We start from the raw sequence: 17,188 nt of genomic DNA on the forward strand, positions 1-17,188 counted from the left end.
GAGGGTGATCCTAAGCCGCAGCTGAGTTTTTCGCGGCAGTCAGGATGTTGCATTGAGCGATTTCGATCAGATGGGAATTGTGGTCGATTGGGTGGATGCCTGCCGGAAGGGCGACCTCGCGACCCTGCTCGACCTCTATGCGGACGATGCCCAGGTCGAATGTACCTGCAATGGCGTGCAGAGTTATCGCGGCCGGCGCGAGCTTGAAACCTATTGGGGGCCGCGGCTCAGCACCTTCTCGTCGGTCGGCTTCGGCCTGGAAGAGATCAATCCGGTGCCGCATGGCATCGACCTCGAATATTCCGTCGCCGGCTCGCTGCGGATCCACGCCTCGTTTCGCTTCAGCTCCGAAGGCAAGATCTACAGCACCTTGTGCGGGCCTGCGCGGCAGAATCCGCATGACGGCGGCGCCTGCTAGGTCGACACAGGCTCGTCCCGAATCGTCTCGACCGGCAGACGACAGCGCACATAGGTTCGATCATCCGCGCGCAGCAGCGACAGCGATCCGCTGAGCGCACGCACGCGCTCGTGCATCCCGGTCAGGCCGCGGCCGAAGACGTTGTCGGCAGGAAAGCCGCCGCCGTCGTCGGAGATCTCGAGCGTGAGCACCTCGCCGGCAATGGTCGCCTGCACATGGGCCTTGTTCGCCGCGGCGTGGCGCAGCACGTTGGTTAGCGCCTCCTGGATCACGCGATAAACGGTCTGCGCCAGCGGTGCGTCGATCTCGTTGAGATCCGGATCGATCGTGGCTGTCAGGTCGATATGCGGCGCCTGCCTGCGAAAATTCTGGAGCAGCGTCTGCACGCTGGTCGCGAGTCCCAATTCCTCGATGTAGAGCGGCCGCAGCCGGTCGAGGATGCGGCGGTTGGTCTGCTGGAGCGCCTCGACCGACCGCATCACGTCTTCCACCGACTTGCCGAGATTTCCCGCCGGCGGCGCGGCGTCGCTCAGCGCGATGGTGCCGGCGCGGATGCCGAACAGCAGCGGCCCGAGCTCATCGTGCAGCTCGCGCGCGAGGTCGCGCCGCTCGTCGTCCTGGAGTGACACCAGGCGGTGCAGCAGGTCGCGATTGTCCTGGCTCAGCTGCGCGAGCGTCGTCGCCAGCGCGTTGCCTTCCTCGCAGCTCCGCCGGATCTCCGGAGGTCCCGTCACCGGGATCGGCGTCGCGTAGTCGCCGCGCCGTAACCGCGTGAGCCCTTCGCCGAGATCCTGCAGCGGCCGCAGCGCCGATCCTGCGAGGACATAGGCAATGATCGCCGTCAGCCCGATCAGCGCGAGGACGAAGCCGGCGAGCGCGAGAAAGCCGACCCATGTCTCGAACAGCGCAGCCGACAGATCCGGCGTGAACACGATGTCGCCGACGCGCTGGCCCTCGATGGTGACGGGAAATGCGATGTGCAGGTCCGGGATGGTGAGGAGATTGACGAACCAAGTCGGCGGGCCATGCGGGCCTTGCAGAGGCCTCGGCGCCAATGGGGTCGAACCAGCCTCCACCGGATGGAATTGGATATCCGAGGAGGCGTCCAGCATGCGGACGAAGTCCTGCAGGGTCCTGCGCGGATTACCGGATGAGCGCAGGGCGCTGTTCAGGGCTTCGGCCACCGCCCGGGTCGATCGCTGCGCCGGCTCGTTTTCTTCGGCGAGCTGTCCGGTCGTGAACACGTGCAGCAGAACGCCGCCCATGATCAGCGCCGTGATGAACATCACGCCGAGCGGAAGAAACAGTTGCGTTCTGAACGAGAGCCGTTGCCACATTAGGTCAATTCTAACGCGTCCCGGCGGGATTCTCTCTTTCCATTTATTCCCGCAGGTCTATGAGTTGAAAAACAAGAGAGCGCGCGATGCAAGATACTGCCAAGCCAGCCACCAGGGTTCTGATCGTCGACGACCATCCGGTGGTGCTGTCCGGCTGCCGCACCCTTTTCGCGTCCGACCATTCGATTCGCATCGACGAGGCGATCGACGCCAAATCCGGGCACCGCGCCTATGTCAGCAAGCGGCCGGACGTCACCGTCATCGACATCAGCCTGCCCGACGTCTCCGGCTTCGAGCTGATGCGGCGGATCCGCAAGGACGATCCCGACGCCAAGATCATCATGTTCTCCATGAACGACGATCCGGCCTTCGTGGTGCGGGCGGTCGAGCTGGGCGCGCAGGGCTATGTCTCCAAGGGCGACGATCCCCGCATCCTGCTCAAGGCGGTGCGCAAGGTGGTCGCGGGCGACAATTTCATCTCGCCGCAGCTCGCGGAGGCGGTGACGTTCTCCGGCGCGGCGATCAAGGCCAATCCGGCCTCGCAGATGACGCCGCGGGAGCTCGAAATTCTCCGCCTGCTCGGCCGCGGCGACAAGATCGTCGAGGTCGCCGAGGCGCTCGGCATCTCCTACAAGACGGTCGCCAATACCACCTCCCTGCTCAAGCAGAAGCTGGGCGCCAAGAACCATTCCGACCTGATCAGGATCGCGGTGGAAATCGGGATGAACTGAAGCGCCGAACCGGCTGCTCCAGGATGCAGCCGGTTCAGCGGGGCGGACCGGTCTCGGCGCGCAGCCGGGCAATGCATGGACACCGCCGATACCATCCGCCGACACAATGGGCGGTCGTGGCATTCGTTCCGGCAGTATCCGAATTTTCGGGAAAAAACGGCAATGCAGCGCGTGGGCACTCGCATGAGCGCATCGGCAAAGGCCGGCCCGAATCGGGAAAAATAGGAACATCTTCCCGGATCGGTCGTTTTCGCCCTTGACGATTTCATGACGGGCGACGAGAACTTGGCCGACAGTTCTGGCGGGTCGGCGACCGCCACCAAGCAAACCGGGTCTGCACAACTCAACGACAGACCTTCCAAGAGAGGGGCTGCGGTATCGCCGCAGCCCTTTTTCGTTGGGCAGGGCACAGGCGGGAAGCGGTTTCCCGATGCAGCAAAACACTTTATGGTGGCCCAAAGCCGCTGGCTGTTAACAAGTAGTTTCATAAAATCAAAGGCTTAACGAGCGGGGCCACGGCCCGGCCGGCCTTTGGAGGGCAGTTTGACTCGTTATATCTCAACCCGGGGCGAAGCCCCCGAACTCGGCTTCTGCGACGTGATGCTGACCGGGCTTGCCCGTGACGGCGGCCTGTATGTGCCGGCCACCTGGCCGCAGCTCTCGACGGACGCCATCGCCGGCTTCTTCGGCCGTCCCTATTGGGAGGTCGCTGTCGACGTGATCCGTCCCTTCGCCGCCGGCGAGATTTCGGATGCCGAGCTCGGCCGCATGGCCAACGAGGCCTATGCCACCTTCCGCCATCCGGCGGTGGTGCCGCTGCGCCAGATTGCGCCGCACCAGTTCGTGCTGGAGCTGTTCCACGGCCCGACGCTCGCCTTCAAGGACGTGGCGATGCAGCTGATCTCGCGGCTGATGGACCATGTGCTCGCCAAGCGCGGCCAGCGCACCACCATCGTGGTCGCGACCTCAGGCGACACCGGCGGCGCCGCGGTCGACGCGTTCGCGGGGCTCGAGAATGTCGATCTCGTCGTGCTGTTTCCGCATGGACGCATCTCCGAGGTGCAGCGGCGGATGATGACGACGACGGGCGCAGCCAACGTCCACGCGCTCGCCATCGAAGGCAATTTCGACGACTGCCAGGCGCTCGTGAAGGCGATGTTCAACAACCATCGCTTCCGCGATGCGACCTCGCTCTCCGGCGTCAACTCGATCAACTGGGCGCGCATCGTCGCGCAGGTGGTCTACTACTTCACCTCCGCCGTCGCCGTCGGTGCGCCGGCGCGCACGGTGGATTTCGTGGTGCCGACCGGGAATTTCGGCGACATCTTTGCCGGCTACGTCGCCAAGCGCATGGGACTGCCGGTGCGCACGCTGCGCATCGCCGCCAACGTCAACGACATCCTGGCGCGCACGCTGAAGACCGGGATCTACGAGGTGCGCGAGGTGCACGCCACGGCGTCGCCGTCGATGGACATCCAGATCTCCTCGAATTTCGAGCGGCTGATGTTCGAGGCGGGCGGGCGCGATGCGGGCGGCGTGCGCCGGCTGATGGACTCGCTGAAGCAGTCGGGGCGCTTCGTCCTGCCCGACGCGACGCTCGCTGCGATCCGCGCCGAGTTCGACGCGGGCCGCGCCGACGAGACCGAGACCCCAGCCGCGATCCGCGCCGCCTGGCGCGAGGCGGGCGAGCTGGTCGATCCCCACACCGCGGTCGCGCTCGCCGTCGCCGATCGCGACACCACCGACACCACGGTTCCCAGCATCGTGCTCTCCACGGCCCATCCCGCCAAATTCCCGGATGCCGTCGAAGCGGCCTGCGGCCAGCGGCCGCAACTGCCGGCATGGCTCGATGGTCTCATGACCAAATCCGAACACATGAAGGTGATGAAGAACGATCAAAGCGAGGTCGAGCGGTTCGTGCTGTCGGTCAGCCGCGCTGCGAAACAGGGAGTTGCCGGATGAGCGTCGAGATTTCCAAGCTTGCCTCCGGCCTGACTGTCGTCACCGACAAGATGCCCCATCTCGAAACCGCGGCGCTCGGCGTCTGGGCCGGCGTCGGCGGGCGCGACGAGAAGCCGAACGAGCACGGCATCTCGCATCTGCTCGAACACATGGCGTTCAAGGGCACCACCAAGCGCTCCTCGCGCGAGATCGTCGAGGAGATCGAGGCGGTCGGCGGCGACCTCAATGCCGGCACCTCGACCGAGACCACGTCCTATTACGCGCGGGTGCTGAAGGCCGACGTGCCGCTCGCGCTCGACGTGCTTGCCGACATCCTGGCCAACCCGGCTTTCGAGCCCGACGAGCTCGAGCGCGAGAAGAACGTCATCGTGCAGGAGATCGGTGCTGCGCAGGACACGCCCGACGACGTCGTGTTCGAGCATCTCAACGAGCTCTGCTATCCCGACCAGCCGATGGGCCGCTCGCTGCTCGGCACCGCCAAGACCCTGCGCGCCTTCAACCGCGATTCGCTGCGCGACTATCTGTCGACCCATTATCGCGGCCCCGACATGGTGGTGGCGGCGGCAGGCGCCGTCGACCACAAGCAGGTCGTCGCCGAGGTCGAGAAGCGCTTTGCCAGTTTCGAGGGAACGCCGGGCCCGAAGCCGCAGTCCGCCCAGTTCGGCAAGGGCGGCACCAAGGTGGTGCATCGCGAGCTCGAGCAGGCGCATCTGACGCTGGCGCTGGAAGGCGTGCCGCAGAGCGACCTGTCGCTGTTCTCGCTCCAGGTCTTCACCAATATCCTCGGCGGCGGAATGTCGTCGCGGTTGTTCCAGGAGGTGCGCGAGAAGCGCGGGCTCTGCTATTCAATCTACTCGTTCCACGCGCCCTATTCCGACACCGGCTTCTTCGGCCTCTACACCGGCACCGATCCCGCCGACGCGCCGGAGATGATGGAGGTCGTGGTCGACATCATGAATGATTCGGTGGAGACGCTGACCGAGGGCGAGATCGCGCGGGCCAAGGCGCAGATGAAGGCCGGCCTGTTGATGGCGCTGGAGAGCTGCTCGTCCCGCGCCGAGCAACTGGCCCGGCACGTGCTGGCCTATGGCCGGCCGCAGACGGTCGAGGAGCTGGTGGCCCGGATCGACGCGGTCAGCGTCGAATCGACCCGGGATGCGGCGCGTGCGCTGCTTTCGCGGAGCCGCCCTGCAGTTGTCGCATTGGGCAGCGGCAGGGGTCTGGACACGGCGGTGTCTTTTGCGGAAGGATTGACCAAGGCACGTGCCAAGGCGCGGTTGCATTAGGAGCCGCGCACGGGCTGATCTGCCCCGGGAAGCATCACCATGGCCCTGTTTCGCCTGCCATCCAGTGGACCCGCCGCACTCGCGCCGCGCGGCAACGGGCTCTTGCTGCGCGCGCCGCAGATGTCGGACTTCCTTCAGTGGGCGCATCTGCGCGAATCCAGCCGCGATTACCTGACGCCCTGGGAGCCGATCTGGCCGTCCGACGATCTCACCCGGTCCGGCTTCCGTCGCAGGCTGCGGCGCTATTCCGAGGACATCGCCGCGGACCGCTCCTATCCCTTTCTCGTCTTCCGTGAGCTCGACGGCGCCATGGTCGGCGGCATCACGCTCGCCAATGTCCGCCGCGGCATCGTGCAGGCCGGCACGATCGGCTATTGGGTCGGCAAGCCCCATGCCCATCGCGGCTACATGACCGCGGCGCTGCGGGTGCTGCTGCCGACGCTGTTCGGCGAGCTCAATCTGCACCGGGTCGAGGCCGCCTGCATCCCCACCAATGCGCCGTCGATCCGGGTGCTGGAGAAATGCGGCTTCTCCCGCGAGGGGCTGGCGCGCCGCTATCTCTGCATCAACGGGGTCTGGCAGGACCATCTGCTGTTCGGCCTGCTGCACGAGGATTTCCGCGGCTGAGCCCTCCATTCATGTGACGAAAGTCTCGTCCTGCTGCCTTGGGTTCGCCGATTTTGACGATATAACCCGCATGCCCCGGCCGGCGATCGGCCGGACGATTGTCATGGAGTACGGGCGTGATGGTGCAGAAGCTTCGGTCATCGCGGAATGTGGTGTGGCGTGGGGCGGGGATCGCGCTGGCGGTCTCACTTGCGCTCGCCTCCGTTTCACCGGTGGCGGCCCAGTCGCTCACCGACCGCTTCAAGGGCCTGTTCGGCGGCAAGTCCGACGAGCCGGCCCAGCCCAAGCCGGCGCCCGCGCCCGGCCAGCCGGCCGAGGACGATCTCGATTGCCCGCAGGTCACGGTGCGCGCGGGGGCCTCGACCTACGCGGTCGGCGCCACCGGCAAGCCGGCTGTCGGCAATGAGATCCGCTTCCAGGCGACGATCACCAAGATGGCGCGCGAATGTGCCCGCAGCAGCGTGGGCATCACGGCCCGGATCGGCATCCAGGGCCGCGTCATCGCCGGTCCCGCTGGCGCGCCCGCCACCGTCGAGGTGCCCCTGCGTGTCGCCGTGGTTCATGGCGGCGTCGGTGAGAAAGTGATCGCCTCGAAGGCCTACCGCACCACGGTCGAGATGAACGAGGGCGGCAGCGTGCCCTTCACTTTCGTCGCCGAGGATCTGAGCTATGCGGTGCCGTCGGCCAAGGATGCCGATTCCTATGTCTTCTATGTCGGCTTCGACCCGCAGGCGCTTGCGCCCGAGCCGAAGGCGAAGGGGAAGAAGAAGTAGTAGGCAAGCTCGCGCGGCAATCTCAACTGTCATTGCCCGCGAAGGCGGGCAATCCAGTACGCCGCAGCTCCTCGATTCATCCAAACCGTCTCGGAGTACTGGATCGCCCGGTCAAGCCGGGCGATGACACCGGATGTGTGGCTACCATCCAGCCAACAAAAAAGCCGGCGTTCATCGCGCCGGCTTTTTGATTGGTGAGGACGCAGCCCCTCAGTTCAGCTTCTGCCGGACCTCGGTGATGCCCTTGGCGAGCAGGTCGTCGGCGACCTGGCCCTTGACCGACTGCGACAGGATCGTGGAGGCGGCCTGGACGGCGGCTTCCGCGGCTGCGGCGCGGACATCGGCCAGCGCCTGGGCCTCGGCGAGCGCGATCTTGCTCTCCGCGGTCTTGGTGCGGCGGGCGACGAAGTCTTCCATCTTCGCCTTGGCCTCGGTCGCGATGCGCTCGGCTTCGGACCTGGCGTTGGCGATGATGTCGGCGGCCTCGCGTTCGGCCGAGGCGGTGCGTGCCTTGTAGTCGGCGAGCACCTTGGCGGCTTCCTGCTTCAGGCGCGTCGCGTCGTCGAGCTCGGCCTTGATGCGGTCGGCGCGATGATCGAGCGCCGTCATCGCCTTCTTGAAGACCCCGAGATAGCCGAACACGACCATCAGGATCACGAAAGCGATGGCGACCCAGGTTTCAGGATCGAAGAACATATCGACTAACCCTTCAAGGACGCATCAACGGCGGCATTGACCGACGCTGCGTCCGGAATCACGCCTGTGAGCTGCTGCACGATGTTGCCTGCCGCATCGGCCGCGATGCCGCGGACGTTGCTCATGGCGGTCGCACGGGTCGAGGCGATGGTCTTTTCCGCCTCGGCGAGCTTGGCCGCCAGCTGCTCTTCCAGCGTCTTGCGCTCGGCGTCCGCCTGCGCATTCGCCTTGTCGCGGGATTCGTTGCCGATCGCCTGCGCGCGCGAACGTGCCGAAGCAAGCTCACCCTCATAGGCCTTCAGCGCCGCGTCGGACTGGTCCTTCAGCTTCTGCGCTTCGGCGAGGTCACCCTCGATCTTGTTTTGACGTGCCTCGATCGCACCGCCGACTTTCGGCAAAGCGAGCTTGGACACGATCACGTAAAGCGCGACGAAGAAGATCGCGAGTGACACCAGCTGTGAAGCATAGGTGCCGCTCTCGAAAGGCGGAAAACCGCCACCGTGACCGCCTTCGGCCCCGGTGTGGGCGCCCGCCGCCGGACTTTTCGCCCCGCCATGACTCTCAGCCATGGATTACTCCTGTTGCCGTCATGCGCGCCGCTTCGGTCGAAGCGGCGCGAAACATCGTCCTCAGAGCGGAACGAACAGCAGCAGCAGCGCGATCAGCAGCGAGAAAATGCCGAGCGCTTCGGTCACGGCGAAGCCGAAGATCAGGTTGCCGAACTGGCCCTGAGCGGCCGAGGGGTTGCGAACGGCTGCGGCGAGGTAGTTGCCGAAGATCACGCCGACGCCGACGCCCGCGCCGCCCATGCCGATGCATGCGATGCCCGCGCCGATAAGTTTTGCTGCTGCCGGATCCATTTTAGACTCCTTGGAAGAAAGATTGGGTTGTGGGTGGAAATTCCCCGGACCGCTCAGTGTCCCGGATGAATGGCGTCGTTGAGGTAGATGCAGGTCAGGATCGCAAACACATAGGCTTGCAGGAACGCGACCAGAATCTCGAGCGCGTACAGCGCGACCGTGAGCGCCAGCGGCAGCACGCCGCCGACCCAGCCCAGCGCGCCGAGCGAGAAGCCGAGCATGGCGACGAAGCCCGCGAACACCTTCAGCGCGATGTGGCCGGCCAGCATGTTGGCGAACAGACGGACGCTGTGGGAGACCGGGCGCAGGAAGAACGACAGGATCTCGATGAACATCACCAGCGGCAGGATGTAGCCGGGGACGCCGTGGGGCACGAAGATCGAGAAGAATTTCAGGCCGTTCTTGGCGACGCCGTAGATCAGCACCGTGAAGAACACCAGCAGCGCAAGCGCTGCGGTCACGATCAGATGGCTCGAGATCGTGAACGTATAGGGGATGATGCCGACCAGGTTCGAGACGCAGATGAACATGAACAGCGAGAAGATCAGCGGGAAGAACTTCATGCCTTCCGCGCCGGCCGTCGAACGGATGGTCGAGGCGACGAATTCGTAGGAGATCTCGGCGACCGACTGGAGGCGCCCGGGAACCAGCTGCGAGCCGCTGGCGAGCATCAGGATCGAGATGATCGCGACCGCCACCAGCATGTAGAGCGACGAATTGGTGAAGGCGATCGTGTGATTGCCGATATGGCCCAGGGTGAAGAGAGGCTCGATGTTGAACTGGTGGATCGGGTCGATTTTCATCAGCGCGGCATCTCTTGGTCTGCCGGGCGATGCCGGCGGGTCTCGGTCTGCCGGCCGGGCCGGCCCGTACCGGCGAGGCCGGTACGATCATTCCTGTCCTGGGCGGATCGCTTAAGAACCACCGCGCCTGTTTTGACCCGCGCCCGCCGTCCTCACCACATTCACCACGCCGGCCACGAAGCCCAGCAGCAGGAACACGATAAATCCGAAAGGCGACGTCGACAGCAAGCGGTCGAACCCCCAGCCAATCCCCGCTCCGACAACGACCCCGGCGACCAACTCGGAGGATAACCGGAAACCAAGCGCCATCGCCGAAGCTCTGGCCGCCCTGTCTTCACCGTCACCTGCGGGTTGCTCGGTCTTGACGTGGCGGCCGCGAAACTCGGACAACCGCTGATCAAGATTTCCGAGCCGTTCGGAAAGCGCAGCTTCCTCGGGCGATCTATCGCGATCTCCATTCCCGCCGTGTCCCGTGCCCTGTGTCATGCAACGAAGACCCGAAACGCCGCGGCTGAATGGAAATTACGCCCGTCACCCTCAAAAGCCGCGCGGACCATACTGATGGCCTATAATCAAGTCAAGCCAAGTCACGATTGCGTCGCGTTCTATTATGTATCTGATTTATTTGATGATATTGGCGCGCGCGGCGGCGCTGCACACAGCGTGACGCCGCACCGCAGCAGCTCTCCTCATGATCGGCGGATGTGGCCGCCATTTCGCCCCGCTGCCGGGATCAAACAGGTCGCCGCGGCCGTTGAATGAATGGCCGCGTTTTTGGCGGCGGATTCGTCCGCCCGGGTGTAGAATTGCGGACGTGCCAATTGCGCGTCGTGGCGGAGAGCGCGATGAGACCAGCGAATTCATCCACAGCATCTTGCACAGCATCCTGGCTTGCAGCGGCAGTATTCGCCGCGGTGATGAGCATCGGCGGCGGCCTGGTGGCCGCGCAATCGGCGCCCGACAGCGAAAACGGCCGCTACAGCATGACGCCCATCCCCGAGGGCGTGCTCCGGCTCGACACCCGCACCGGCACGGTCTCGACCTGCACCAGGAACGGCACCGGTTGGGCCTGCTATGCGGTGCCGGATGAACGGACCGCGCTCGATGCCGAGATCGGCCGGCTCCAGGCCGAAGTCGAGAAGCTGAAGGGACAGCTTGCGGCCGGCCCGACCGTGTCGGGCAAGATCGACGATGCGATGCCGAAATCCGACCCGCTCAAGAAGGAGCCAAAGGTCGCCGAGGGTGACCGCAAGATCGAGATCCCGCTGCCGAGCGACCAGGATGTCGATCGCGTGATGTCGTTCCTGGAAAAGGCCTGGCGCCGGCTGATCGACATGGCCAACCGCGTGCAGAAGGACGTCTCGGGGAAGATTTGAGGACCCCTACGGCAGTGTTCGATCAGGCGAGACCTTTTATGACATTGACGAAATCCATCACGCGATCGGCGCCGTCGTCGGTGCAAGCCACCACTATCGCATCGTCGCTGCTGACCGTGCAGACGCCGGGCCGCGGCTTCACCGATCTCACCAGCGAAGCTGCGAAATTCATCAATGAGGTCCACGCGCGCGACGGCGCGCTGACACTGTTCATCCGTCATACCTCGGCGTCGCTGACGGTCCAAGAGAACGCAGACCCGTCCGTGCTGGTCGATCTCACCACGGCGCTGTCACGGCTCGCGCCTGAAAACGCAGGCTGGACGCATGATTCCGAGGGGCCTGACGACATGCCCGGGCATATCAAGACCATGCTGACGCAGACCTCGCTTCAGGTCCCGGTTCTCAACGGCAAGCTCGCGCTCGGGACGTGGCAGGCGATTTATCTGATCGAGCATCGCAAGCGCCCGCACCGGCGCGAGGTGGTGCTGCAATTCATCGGCAGCAATCAGTAAAGCGATTTAGCGCTCAAAACAAAACCGGCCGCGGATCGCTCCGCGGCCGGTTCGTTGTGCTTGTCGCTGCTTCGATCAGCTCGCGTTGATGTCGACGTCCTTGGTCTCGGGCAGGAGGAAGAAGCCGATCACGACGGTAATCGATGCGAAGATGACCGGATACCAGAGGCCAGCATAGATATCGCCGGTCGAGGCCACGATGGCGAAGGCGGTCGCGGGCAAGAGGCCACCGAACCAGCCGTTACCGATGTGGTAGGGCAGCGACATCGAGGTGTAGCGGATGCGGGTCGGGAACAGTTCGACCAGCATCGCGGCGATCGGGCCGTACACCATGGTGACGAAGAGCACCAGGACGAACAGCAGCCCGACGACTGCGGCCACCTGCGGACGGAAGATGTCGAACGGATGCGACATCTTCACGATGCCCGCATCGCCCGGCTTCGGATAGCCGGCCGCCTGCACGGCGGCGAGCAGTGCCGGATTGCCGTCCTTGGCGTTGGCGTAGGCGACGTCCTTGCCATTGACCACGACCTTCACGCCCGAGCCTGCGGCGCCGGCAGAGGTAGAGTACTTGACCGACGACTGCGACAGGTAGGCGCGTGCGGTGTCGCAAGGTGCGCTGAAGACGCGGGTGCCGACCGGGTTGAACAGGTCGCCGCAACCCGCGGGATCCGCCACCACGTCGACCTTGACCGTCTCGATCGCCTTTTCCAGCGCCGGGTTGGCGTTGGTGGTGATCATCTTGAAGATCGGGAAGAAGGTCAGCGCCGCGATCAGACAGCCGCCGAGGATGATCGGCTTGCGGCCGATCTTGTCGGAGAGCACGCCGAACACGATGAAGAAGCCGGTGCCGAGCAGCAGCGACCAGGCGATCAGCAGGTTGGCGGTGTAGCCGTCGACCTTCAGGATCGATTGCAGGAAGAACAGCGCGTAGAACTGGCCGGTGTACCAGACCACGCCCTGGCCCATCACGCCGCCGAGCAGCGCGAGCAGCACGAGCTTGCCGTTCTGCCAGTTGCCGAAGGCTTCCGTCAGCGGTGCCTTCGAGCTCTTCCCCTCGTCCTTCATCTTCTGGAAGATCGGGGATTCGTTGAGGCGGAGCCGGATCCAGACCGAGATGCCGAGCAGCAGCACCGAGACCAGGAACGGAATGCGCCAGCCCCAGGCCGCGAAGTCGGCCTCGCCGAGCGCGCTGCGCGTGAACAGGATCACCAGCAGTGACAGGAACAGGCCGAGTGTCGCTGTCGTTTGAATGAAGGAGGTGTAATAGCCGCGTTTGCCGTTCGGCGCGTGCTCAGCGACGTAGGTCGCCGCACCGCCATACTCACCGCCGAGCGCGAGGCCCTGGGCGAGACGCAGCGCGATCAGGATGATCGGGGCCGCGATGCCGATGGTCGCGGCGTTGGGCAGCAGGCCGACGATGAAGGTCGACAGGCCCATGATCAGGATGGTGACGAGGAAGGTGTATTTGCGGCCGACGATATCGCCGACACGGCCGAACACGATGGCGCCGAACGGGCGAACCAGGAAGCCGGCGGCAAACGCCAGCAGCGCGAAGATGTCGCGGGTTGCCGGGGGATAGGCCGAGAAGAACTGAGCGCCGATGATGCCGGCCAGCGAACCGTAGAGGTAGAAGTCGTACCATTCGAAGACGGTACCAAGCGAGGAGGCGAAAATGACGAACCGTTCGTCCTTCGTCATTCCTTTCGCGCCTGTTTGAGACACAGCGATAGTCGACATGTTGAGTCGCTCCCCGAAAAATCGTTTCCTCGCGCCCTGGATGTCCGGTCATGCCGGATCAACCCAAGTCTTGCCCGCAAGGTAACATCGGCGTGAAACCCGCCCCAATACGACTTTCGGCCTTGCGCACTGACGCGCACCTGACGCCGCCGCCCCTCGATCGGGGGTGCGGTGGGTTAACCCCGTTCCTCCAAAAGGATAATGTCCACTTGCATGCCACCGCCGGTCGGGAAAGAATTGACCAAGGCTCCCAGCCGGCTTACTGGGCCGGTGCGATTGCCAGCAAGAGAACGATGAACGCTCCTTCGACCCACCTCGTCATTGCCGATGACCACCCGCTGTTCCGCGATGCGCTGCGGCAGGCGGTGGCCGGCGTTCTGACGTCGGCCAGGATCGATGAGGCCGGATCGTTCGAGGATCTGACGAAACTGCTGGAACAGACCTCCGACGTCGATCTGGTCCTGCTCGATCTCTCGATGCCCGGGATCTCCGGCTTTTCCGGTCTGATCTATCTGCGCGCGCAATATCCGGCCATCCCGGTCGTGATCGTCTCGGCCTCCGACGACAGCGCCACGATCCGCCGTTCGCTCGACTTCGGCGCCTCCGGTTTCATCCCCAAGCGATTCGGGGTCGAGACGCTGCGCGATGCCATCCTCAAGGTGATGGAGGGCGACGTCTGGGTTCCCGCCGACACCGATCTCTCGGCACCCGCCGATCCCGACATGACGCGTCTGCGCGACCGCCTGGTGACGCTGACGCCGCAGCAGGTGCGGGTGCTGATGATGCTGTCGGAGGGACTGCTCAACAAGCAGATCGCCTATGAGCTCGGCGTCTCCGAGGCCACCATCAAGGCGCATGTCTCGGCGATCCTGCAAAAGCTCGGCGTCGAGAGCCGCACGCAGGCCGTGATTGCCGCGGCGAAGATCGCCGGCGGCCAGTGGAAGCAGGGCACGCCTACGGGGTGAGAGCCAAGCTGTTAAACCCGTCATCCTGAGGTGCTCGCCTCTTCGGCGAGCCTCGAAGGATGAACGGCCCGGCTGGCACCTCGGCCGCTCATCCTTCGAGGCTCGCTTCGCGAGCACCTCAGGATGACGGAGCTTGATGCGGGGCGCACTTATAACGTCTGAAGCAGCCTGTCGGCCGCCTTGATATCCGCCGTCTCGGAACCGTCCGCAAAACCTTCCAGCGCCGATTGAAGCAACCGCTGCGCTTCCTCTCGCCGGCCGCGCCCGGCCAGCAATTCGGCCAGATCGATCGCGGCGCGCAGCTCCCAGGCCTTTGCGCCCTTGCGACGGCTCAAATCCAGTGACTGCATCAAGCGCGTTTCTGCCTCCTCGGTATTGGGCGCGGGGAGCGACAGCAGCACCTTGGCCTTCATGCGCAGCAGGTCGGGCATGTAGAGATGATCGCCGCTTTGCTCGACGAGGCGGATGGCATCGTCGATCAGGCCTGCGCTCTGCTCGATCTCGCCGAGCGCCAACAGGCCGTGGACCATCGCGATGTTGAACGTCGTGGTGAGCAGCTCGTAGCCGGCGTCATGGAGCTCGCGCAGGCAGGCGCGGATCGTCTCGACGCCGGTAGCGGCTTCGCCGCGCCGGATCGCGATCTCGCCTTTGACGCCGCGGCCGACCGCCAGATAGGGGCCCATCGAACGCGACGTCGCATGCGCGATGAAGCGCTCGATGTTCTCTTCCGCACCGTCGAGGTCGCCGCCCCAGAGGTCGATCGAGACCGCCCAGATCAGCGCGATGCAGAGCGTGATCGGATGGTCCATCTGCGCGGCATCGATGACCGTCTGTCGCGCCAGCTGCCGCGCATCCGCGGGCCGGCCCTGTAACCAAAGCTCGCGCGCGAGCGAGATGCCGGCCCGGTTGCGATGATCGAAGCCATGGACCGTGCTGATGCGCTCCGTGCCCGGCCCGTGCCAGGCGGCCTCCAGCATGCCCCGTGCGTCGCGATGCTCGCCGGCCAGATGCAGGGAGACGCCCAGCAGCGAATGGGCGAGGGCGATCGAGGCGGCATCGCCGAGCGTCTCGGCGACCACGAGACTCTGCTGCGCGTAGCCGAGCGCTGTGTCGAACTGTCCTATCCGCTCGTGGAAGATGTGCATGCGGCCGAGCAGCTGGAGCTGGTTCGGCGCGTCGCCGCGCGCTTCCGCAATCGCAAGGCTTCTCGTCAAGGCCCCACGCGCAGCGTCACTGCCGCCGCGCGTGAACATCAATGTCAGTCCGAGCGCGGCCTGGATGTGCATTTCTTCAGCGCTGCCTTGCGAGGACGGGCCGATCGCGCGCAGCGCCCGCTCCGACCAGCGCCGGCATTCGATCAGCAGGGACATCGCGAGAAAGATCGGCGCCGCCGCCGCGGCGAGCGCAATGCCGATGCCGACGTCGCCGCCTTTGCCGAAGCACCAGTCGAGTGCGGCGCGCACGTTGTGAAGCGCCGAGAAATGGATCGCGCGTTCGTCGGCGCTCGGCACCGTCGCCCATGTCGTGCCGGCCTGCTCCAGCCATCGCCGGTAGTAGGTCGCGTGGCGGGCGGCGAGCGCAGCATCGTCAGGCTCGATCTCGAGCAGATAGGCGCGCGTCGTGTCGAGCAGGCGGTAGCGCATCATGGCGCCGATCGGTCGTGGCGCCACCATCGACTTGGCGACGAGGCTGTCGATCGCGTCGAACAGGCGGGAGCGGTCGACGCGCGTGTCCGGCACGATCTCGAGCGCGGCGTCGATGGTGAAGTGTCCGGCAAAGACCGCAAGCCGGCGCAGCACGAGGCGCTCGGTGTCGGACAGCAGCCCGTAGCTCCAGTCCAGCGTCGCCTGCAACGTCTTCTGCCGCGGCGGCGCGGTGCGCTGGCCCTGCCAGAGCAAATTGAGGCGCTCGTCGAGCAGCGCGGCGGTCTGCTCCAGTCCGTAGGCTTCGACCCGGCCGGCGGCGAGCTCGATCGCCAGCGCCATGCCGTCGAGCTTGCGGCAGATCCCTGCGACGATCGCGGCATTGGCGTCGTCGAGCGCGATCTGCGCGCCGCCGGCTGACGCGCGTTCGAGGAAGAGCTGGAGCGCGGGGTAGGTCTGCGCCGTCGTCGCCGTCAACCCGGACGTGTCGGGCGGAACGGCGAGCGGCGCCAGCCGATAGACCTGCTCGCCTTCGACACGCAGCGCCTCGCGGCTGGTGGCGAGGATATGGACTTGCGGCGCGCCATGAAAAATGTCCGCGGCCAGCGGCGCCGCGGCGGTGATGACGTGCTCGCAATTGTCCAGGATCAGCAGCATCCGCTTGTCCTGGAGATGCGCGAGCAGCGCGGGCAGGGGATCGTCGGTCTGCGCCGGCAGGCCCAGCATCAGCAGGATCGAGGTGATCACGAGATCGGGATCGCTCAGAGCGGCAAGATCGACAAAATGCGCGGCGTCAGAAAACGCTTCGAGCAGATCGTGCGCGATCGCGACCGCCACGGCGGTCTTGCCGACGCCGCCGGGGCCCGTGATCGTGACAAAGCGCGAGGCGACGAGCCTGTCCGAGACGGCGGCGATCGCATCGTCGCGCCCGACCATTCGCTGCAGCCGGTTGGGTAGCTTGACGGGCGGCGGCTCCAGCCGCGCCGCGGAGCGCGGCTGCGCCGGAATAGCCGCGTGCCCGACCGGCGCCACGAAGCAATAGCCGCGGCCGGAGAGCGTGGTGATGTAGCGGGCGCCGTCCTTGCCGTCGCCGAGCGCCTTGCGAAGCGCGGCGACGTGGAAGCGCAGATTGGTCTCTTCGACGGTGATGCCGGGCCACACCAGCGCCATCAGGTCCCATTTGCTGACGACCTCGTTCGGCCGCGACATCAGCGCGATCAGCGTGTCGAAGGCTTTTGCGCCGAGCGGCAGCGCGAGGCCCTCGCGCATCACGAGTCGTTCATGGGGCGTCACGGTGAATGGCCCGAACGATAAAGTTCCCGTTGCGGTGCCGGCCGGCTCGGTCATGGCGAAATCTTGGTCCTTTGAACGGACCGGATAGCCAGATGATCGCGATCCGGCAAGCCCGTCGCTGCATCGGCATCAGACCGCGGATGCAGGTCTTGTGAGGCGTGCAGGC

Annotated in this window: 18 protein-coding genes; 10 read left to right on the top strand and 8 right to left on the bottom strand. The window is 65.3% G+C overall.

Translation table 11 applies throughout. The annotated features are described in order from the left end of the window. Positions 1–52: 52 nt before the first annotated feature. Positions 53–418 carry a nuclear transport factor 2 family protein gene (locus AB7532_RS03555; protein WP_441233450.1) on the top strand — a complete coding sequence of 122 codons (366 nt, stop codon included), beginning with the start codon at positions 53–55 and terminating at the stop codon, positions 416–418. Here the strand turns inward: AB7532_RS03555 and AB7532_RS03560 are convergent. Continuing rightward, positions 415–1,755: a histidine kinase gene (locus AB7532_RS03560; protein WP_441233451.1), complete on the bottom strand. Its 1,341-nt coding sequence runs from the start codon at positions 1,753–1,755 to the stop codon at positions 415–417. The two genes, AB7532_RS03555 and AB7532_RS03560, sit on opposite strands and share 4 nt — an antisense overlap. An 86-nt stretch (positions 1,756–1,841) precedes the next feature. Here AB7532_RS03560 and AB7532_RS03565 point away from each other — a divergent pair, with 86 nt between their 5' ends. The 5 genes from AB7532_RS03565 to AB7532_RS03585 all read left to right on the top strand — a co-directional run bounded on the left by AB7532_RS03565 (position 1,842) and on the right by AB7532_RS03585 (position 7,134). Next, positions 1,842–2,486 (top strand): response regulator transcription factor, encoded by a 645-nt coding sequence (locus AB7532_RS03565; RefSeq protein WP_441233452.1) that lies wholly within the window; start codon positions 1,842–1,844, stop codon positions 2,484–2,486. Between the two features lie 543 nt (positions 2,487–3,029). After that, complete coding sequence (gene thrC / locus AB7532_RS03570) at positions 3,030–4,448, top strand: threonine synthase (RefSeq protein WP_441233453.1); 1,419 nt, start codon at positions 3,030–3,032, stop codon at positions 4,446–4,448. Further along, positions 4,445–5,734, top strand: a complete 1,290-nt coding sequence (locus AB7532_RS03575) for a M16 family metallopeptidase (RefSeq protein ID WP_441233454.1) — start codon at positions 4,445–4,447, stop codon at positions 5,732–5,734. The genes thrC and AB7532_RS03575 overlap by 4 nt, the downstream gene beginning before the upstream one ends. Positions 5,735–5,773: 39 nt before the next feature. After that, positions 5,774–6,361, top strand: a complete 588-nt coding sequence (locus AB7532_RS03580; protein WP_441233455.1) for a GNAT family N-acetyltransferase — start codon at positions 5,774–5,776, stop codon at positions 6,359–6,361. Between the two features lie 119 nt (positions 6,362–6,480). Continuing rightward, positions 6,481–7,134: a hypothetical protein gene (locus AB7532_RS03585; RefSeq protein ID WP_441233456.1), complete on the top strand. Its 654-nt coding sequence runs from the start codon at positions 6,481–6,483 to the stop codon at positions 7,132–7,134. A 210-nt stretch (positions 7,135–7,344) separates the two neighbouring features. Here AB7532_RS03585 and AB7532_RS03590 read toward each other — a convergent pair whose 3' ends face one another. The 5 genes from AB7532_RS03590 to AB7532_RS03610 all read right to left on the bottom strand — a co-directional run bounded on the left by AB7532_RS03590 (position 7,345) and on the right by AB7532_RS03610 (position 9,979). Beyond that, complete coding sequence (locus AB7532_RS03590; RefSeq protein ID WP_441233457.1) at positions 7,345–7,830, bottom strand: F0F1 ATP synthase subunit B family protein; 486 nt, start codon at positions 7,828–7,830, stop codon at positions 7,345–7,347. A 5-nt stretch (positions 7,831–7,835) separates the two neighbouring features. Further along, complete coding sequence (locus tag AB7532_RS03595) at positions 7,836–8,399, bottom strand: F0F1 ATP synthase subunit B family protein (RefSeq protein WP_441233458.1); 564 nt, start codon at positions 8,397–8,399, stop codon at positions 7,836–7,838. 60 nt (positions 8,400–8,459) lie between these two features. Further along, complete coding sequence (locus AB7532_RS03600; protein ID WP_007599451.1) at positions 8,460–8,690, bottom strand: F0F1 ATP synthase subunit C; 231 nt, start codon at positions 8,688–8,690, stop codon at positions 8,460–8,462. A 53-nt stretch (positions 8,691–8,743) separates the two neighbouring features. Beyond that, entirely contained in the window at positions 8,744–9,493 is a 750-nt protein-coding gene (locus tag AB7532_RS03605) for a F0F1 ATP synthase subunit A (protein ID WP_441233459.1), read from the bottom strand. A gap of 111 nt (positions 9,494–9,604) precedes the next feature. After that, the gene (locus tag AB7532_RS03610) at positions 9,605–9,979 is read right to left on the bottom strand and encodes an AtpZ/AtpI family protein (RefSeq protein ID WP_441233460.1); all 375 of its coding nucleotides are present in this window, start codon (positions 9,977–9,979) and stop codon (positions 9,605–9,607) included. A gap of 75 nt (positions 9,980–10,054) precedes the next feature. Between AB7532_RS03610 and AB7532_RS03615 the strand changes: the two genes are divergently transcribed. The 3 genes from AB7532_RS03615 (at position 10,055) to AB7532_RS03625 (ending at position 11,381) form a co-directional block, all read left to right on the top strand. Next, positions 10,055–10,255: a hypothetical protein gene (locus tag AB7532_RS03615; protein WP_441233461.1), complete on the top strand. Its 201-nt coding sequence runs from the start codon at positions 10,055–10,057 to the stop codon at positions 10,253–10,255. 83 nt (positions 10,256–10,338) lie between these two features. Beyond that, positions 10,339–10,869 carry a hypothetical protein gene (locus AB7532_RS03620; RefSeq protein WP_441233462.1) on the top strand — a complete coding sequence of 177 codons (531 nt, stop codon included), beginning with the start codon at positions 10,339–10,341 and terminating at the stop codon, positions 10,867–10,869. 38 nt (positions 10,870–10,907) lie between these two features. Then, positions 10,908–11,381, top strand: a complete 474-nt coding sequence (locus tag AB7532_RS03625) for a secondary thiamine-phosphate synthase enzyme YjbQ (protein ID WP_441233463.1) — start codon at positions 10,908–10,910, stop codon at positions 11,379–11,381. Between the two features lie 75 nt (positions 11,382–11,456). Here the strand turns inward: AB7532_RS03625 and AB7532_RS03630 are convergent, their stop codons facing one another. Further along, on the bottom strand, positions 11,457–13,082 hold the full coding sequence (locus AB7532_RS03630) for an MFS transporter (protein ID WP_441233464.1): 1,626 nt from the start codon (positions 13,080–13,082) through the stop codon (positions 11,457–11,459). A gap of 332 nt (positions 13,083–13,414) precedes the next feature. On the opposite strand from AB7532_RS03630, the gene AB7532_RS03635 reads away from it, so the two are divergent. Next, the gene (locus tag AB7532_RS03635; protein ID WP_441233465.1) at positions 13,415–14,086 is read left to right on the top strand and encodes a response regulator transcription factor; all 672 of its coding nucleotides are present in this window, start codon (positions 13,415–13,417) and stop codon (positions 14,084–14,086) included. Between the two features lie 149 nt (positions 14,087–14,235). Here AB7532_RS03635 and AB7532_RS03640 read toward each other — a convergent pair whose 3' ends face one another. After that, positions 14,236–17,076 carry an ATP-binding protein gene (locus AB7532_RS03640; protein WP_441233466.1) on the bottom strand — a complete coding sequence of 947 codons (2,841 nt, stop codon included), beginning with the start codon at positions 17,074–17,076 and terminating at the stop codon, positions 14,236–14,238. Positions 17,077–17,188: the final 112 nt, after the last annotated feature.

Source organism: Bradyrhizobium sp. 930_D9_N1_4 (genome assembly GCF_052076015.1).
GTDB lineage: Bacteria > Pseudomonadota > Alphaproteobacteria > Rhizobiales > Xanthobacteraceae > Bradyrhizobium.

What these genes read in the sequence shown, in the direction of transcription:
- AB7532_RS03560 (WP_441233451.1), bottom strand. Translation starts at nt 1,755, where the DNA reads ATGTGGCAACGGCTCTCGTTCAGAACGCAACTGTTTCTTCCGCTCGGC.
- AB7532_RS03565 (WP_441233452.1), top strand. Translation starts at nt 1,842, where the DNA reads ATGCAAGATACTGCCAAGCCAGCCACCAGGGTTCTGATCGTCGACGAC.
- AB7532_RS03575 (WP_441233454.1), top strand. Translation starts at nt 4,445, where the DNA reads ATGAGCGTCGAGATTTCCAAGCTTGCCTCCGGCCTGACTGTCGTCACC.
- AB7532_RS03580 (WP_441233455.1), top strand. Translation starts at nt 5,774, where the DNA reads ATGGCCCTGTTTCGCCTGCCATCCAGTGGACCCGCCGCACTCGCGCCG.
- AB7532_RS03585 (WP_441233456.1), top strand. Translation starts at nt 6,481, where the DNA reads ATGGTGCAGAAGCTTCGGTCATCGCGGAATGTGGTGTGGCGTGGGGCG.
- AB7532_RS03590 (WP_441233457.1), bottom strand. Translation starts at nt 7,830, where the DNA reads ATGTTCTTCGATCCTGAAACCTGGGTCGCCATCGCTTTCGTGATCCTG.
- AB7532_RS03595 (WP_441233458.1), bottom strand. Translation starts at nt 8,399, where the DNA reads ATGGCTGAGAGTCATGGCGGGGCGAAAAGTCCGGCGGCGGGCGCCCAC.
- AB7532_RS03600 (WP_007599451.1), bottom strand. Translation starts at nt 8,690, where the DNA reads ATGGATCCGGCAGCAGCAAAACTTATCGGCGCGGGCATCGCATGCATC.
- AB7532_RS03605 (WP_441233459.1), bottom strand. Translation starts at nt 9,493, where the DNA reads ATGAAAATCGACCCGATCCACCAGTTCAACATCGAGCCTCTCTTCACC.
- AB7532_RS03610 (WP_441233460.1), bottom strand. Translation starts at nt 9,979, where the DNA reads ATGACACAGGGCACGGGACACGGCGGGAATGGAGATCGCGATAGATCG.
- AB7532_RS03615 (WP_441233461.1), top strand. Translation starts at nt 10,055, where the DNA reads ATGGCCTATAATCAAGTCAAGCCAAGTCACGATTGCGTCGCGTTCTAT.
- AB7532_RS03620 (WP_441233462.1), top strand. Translation starts at nt 10,339, where the DNA reads ATGAGACCAGCGAATTCATCCACAGCATCTTGCACAGCATCCTGGCTT.
- AB7532_RS03625 (WP_441233463.1), top strand. Translation starts at nt 10,908, where the DNA reads ATGACATTGACGAAATCCATCACGCGATCGGCGCCGTCGTCGGTGCAA.
- AB7532_RS03630 (WP_441233464.1), bottom strand. Translation starts at nt 13,082, where the DNA reads ATGACGAAGGACGAACGGTTCGTCATTTTCGCCTCCTCGCTTGGTACC.
- AB7532_RS03635 (WP_441233465.1), top strand. Translation starts at nt 13,415, where the DNA reads ATGAACGCTCCTTCGACCCACCTCGTCATTGCCGATGACCACCCGCTG.
- AB7532_RS03640 (WP_441233466.1), bottom strand. Translation starts at nt 17,076, where the DNA reads ATGACCGAGCCGGCCGGCACCGCAACGGGAACTTTATCGTTCGGGCCA.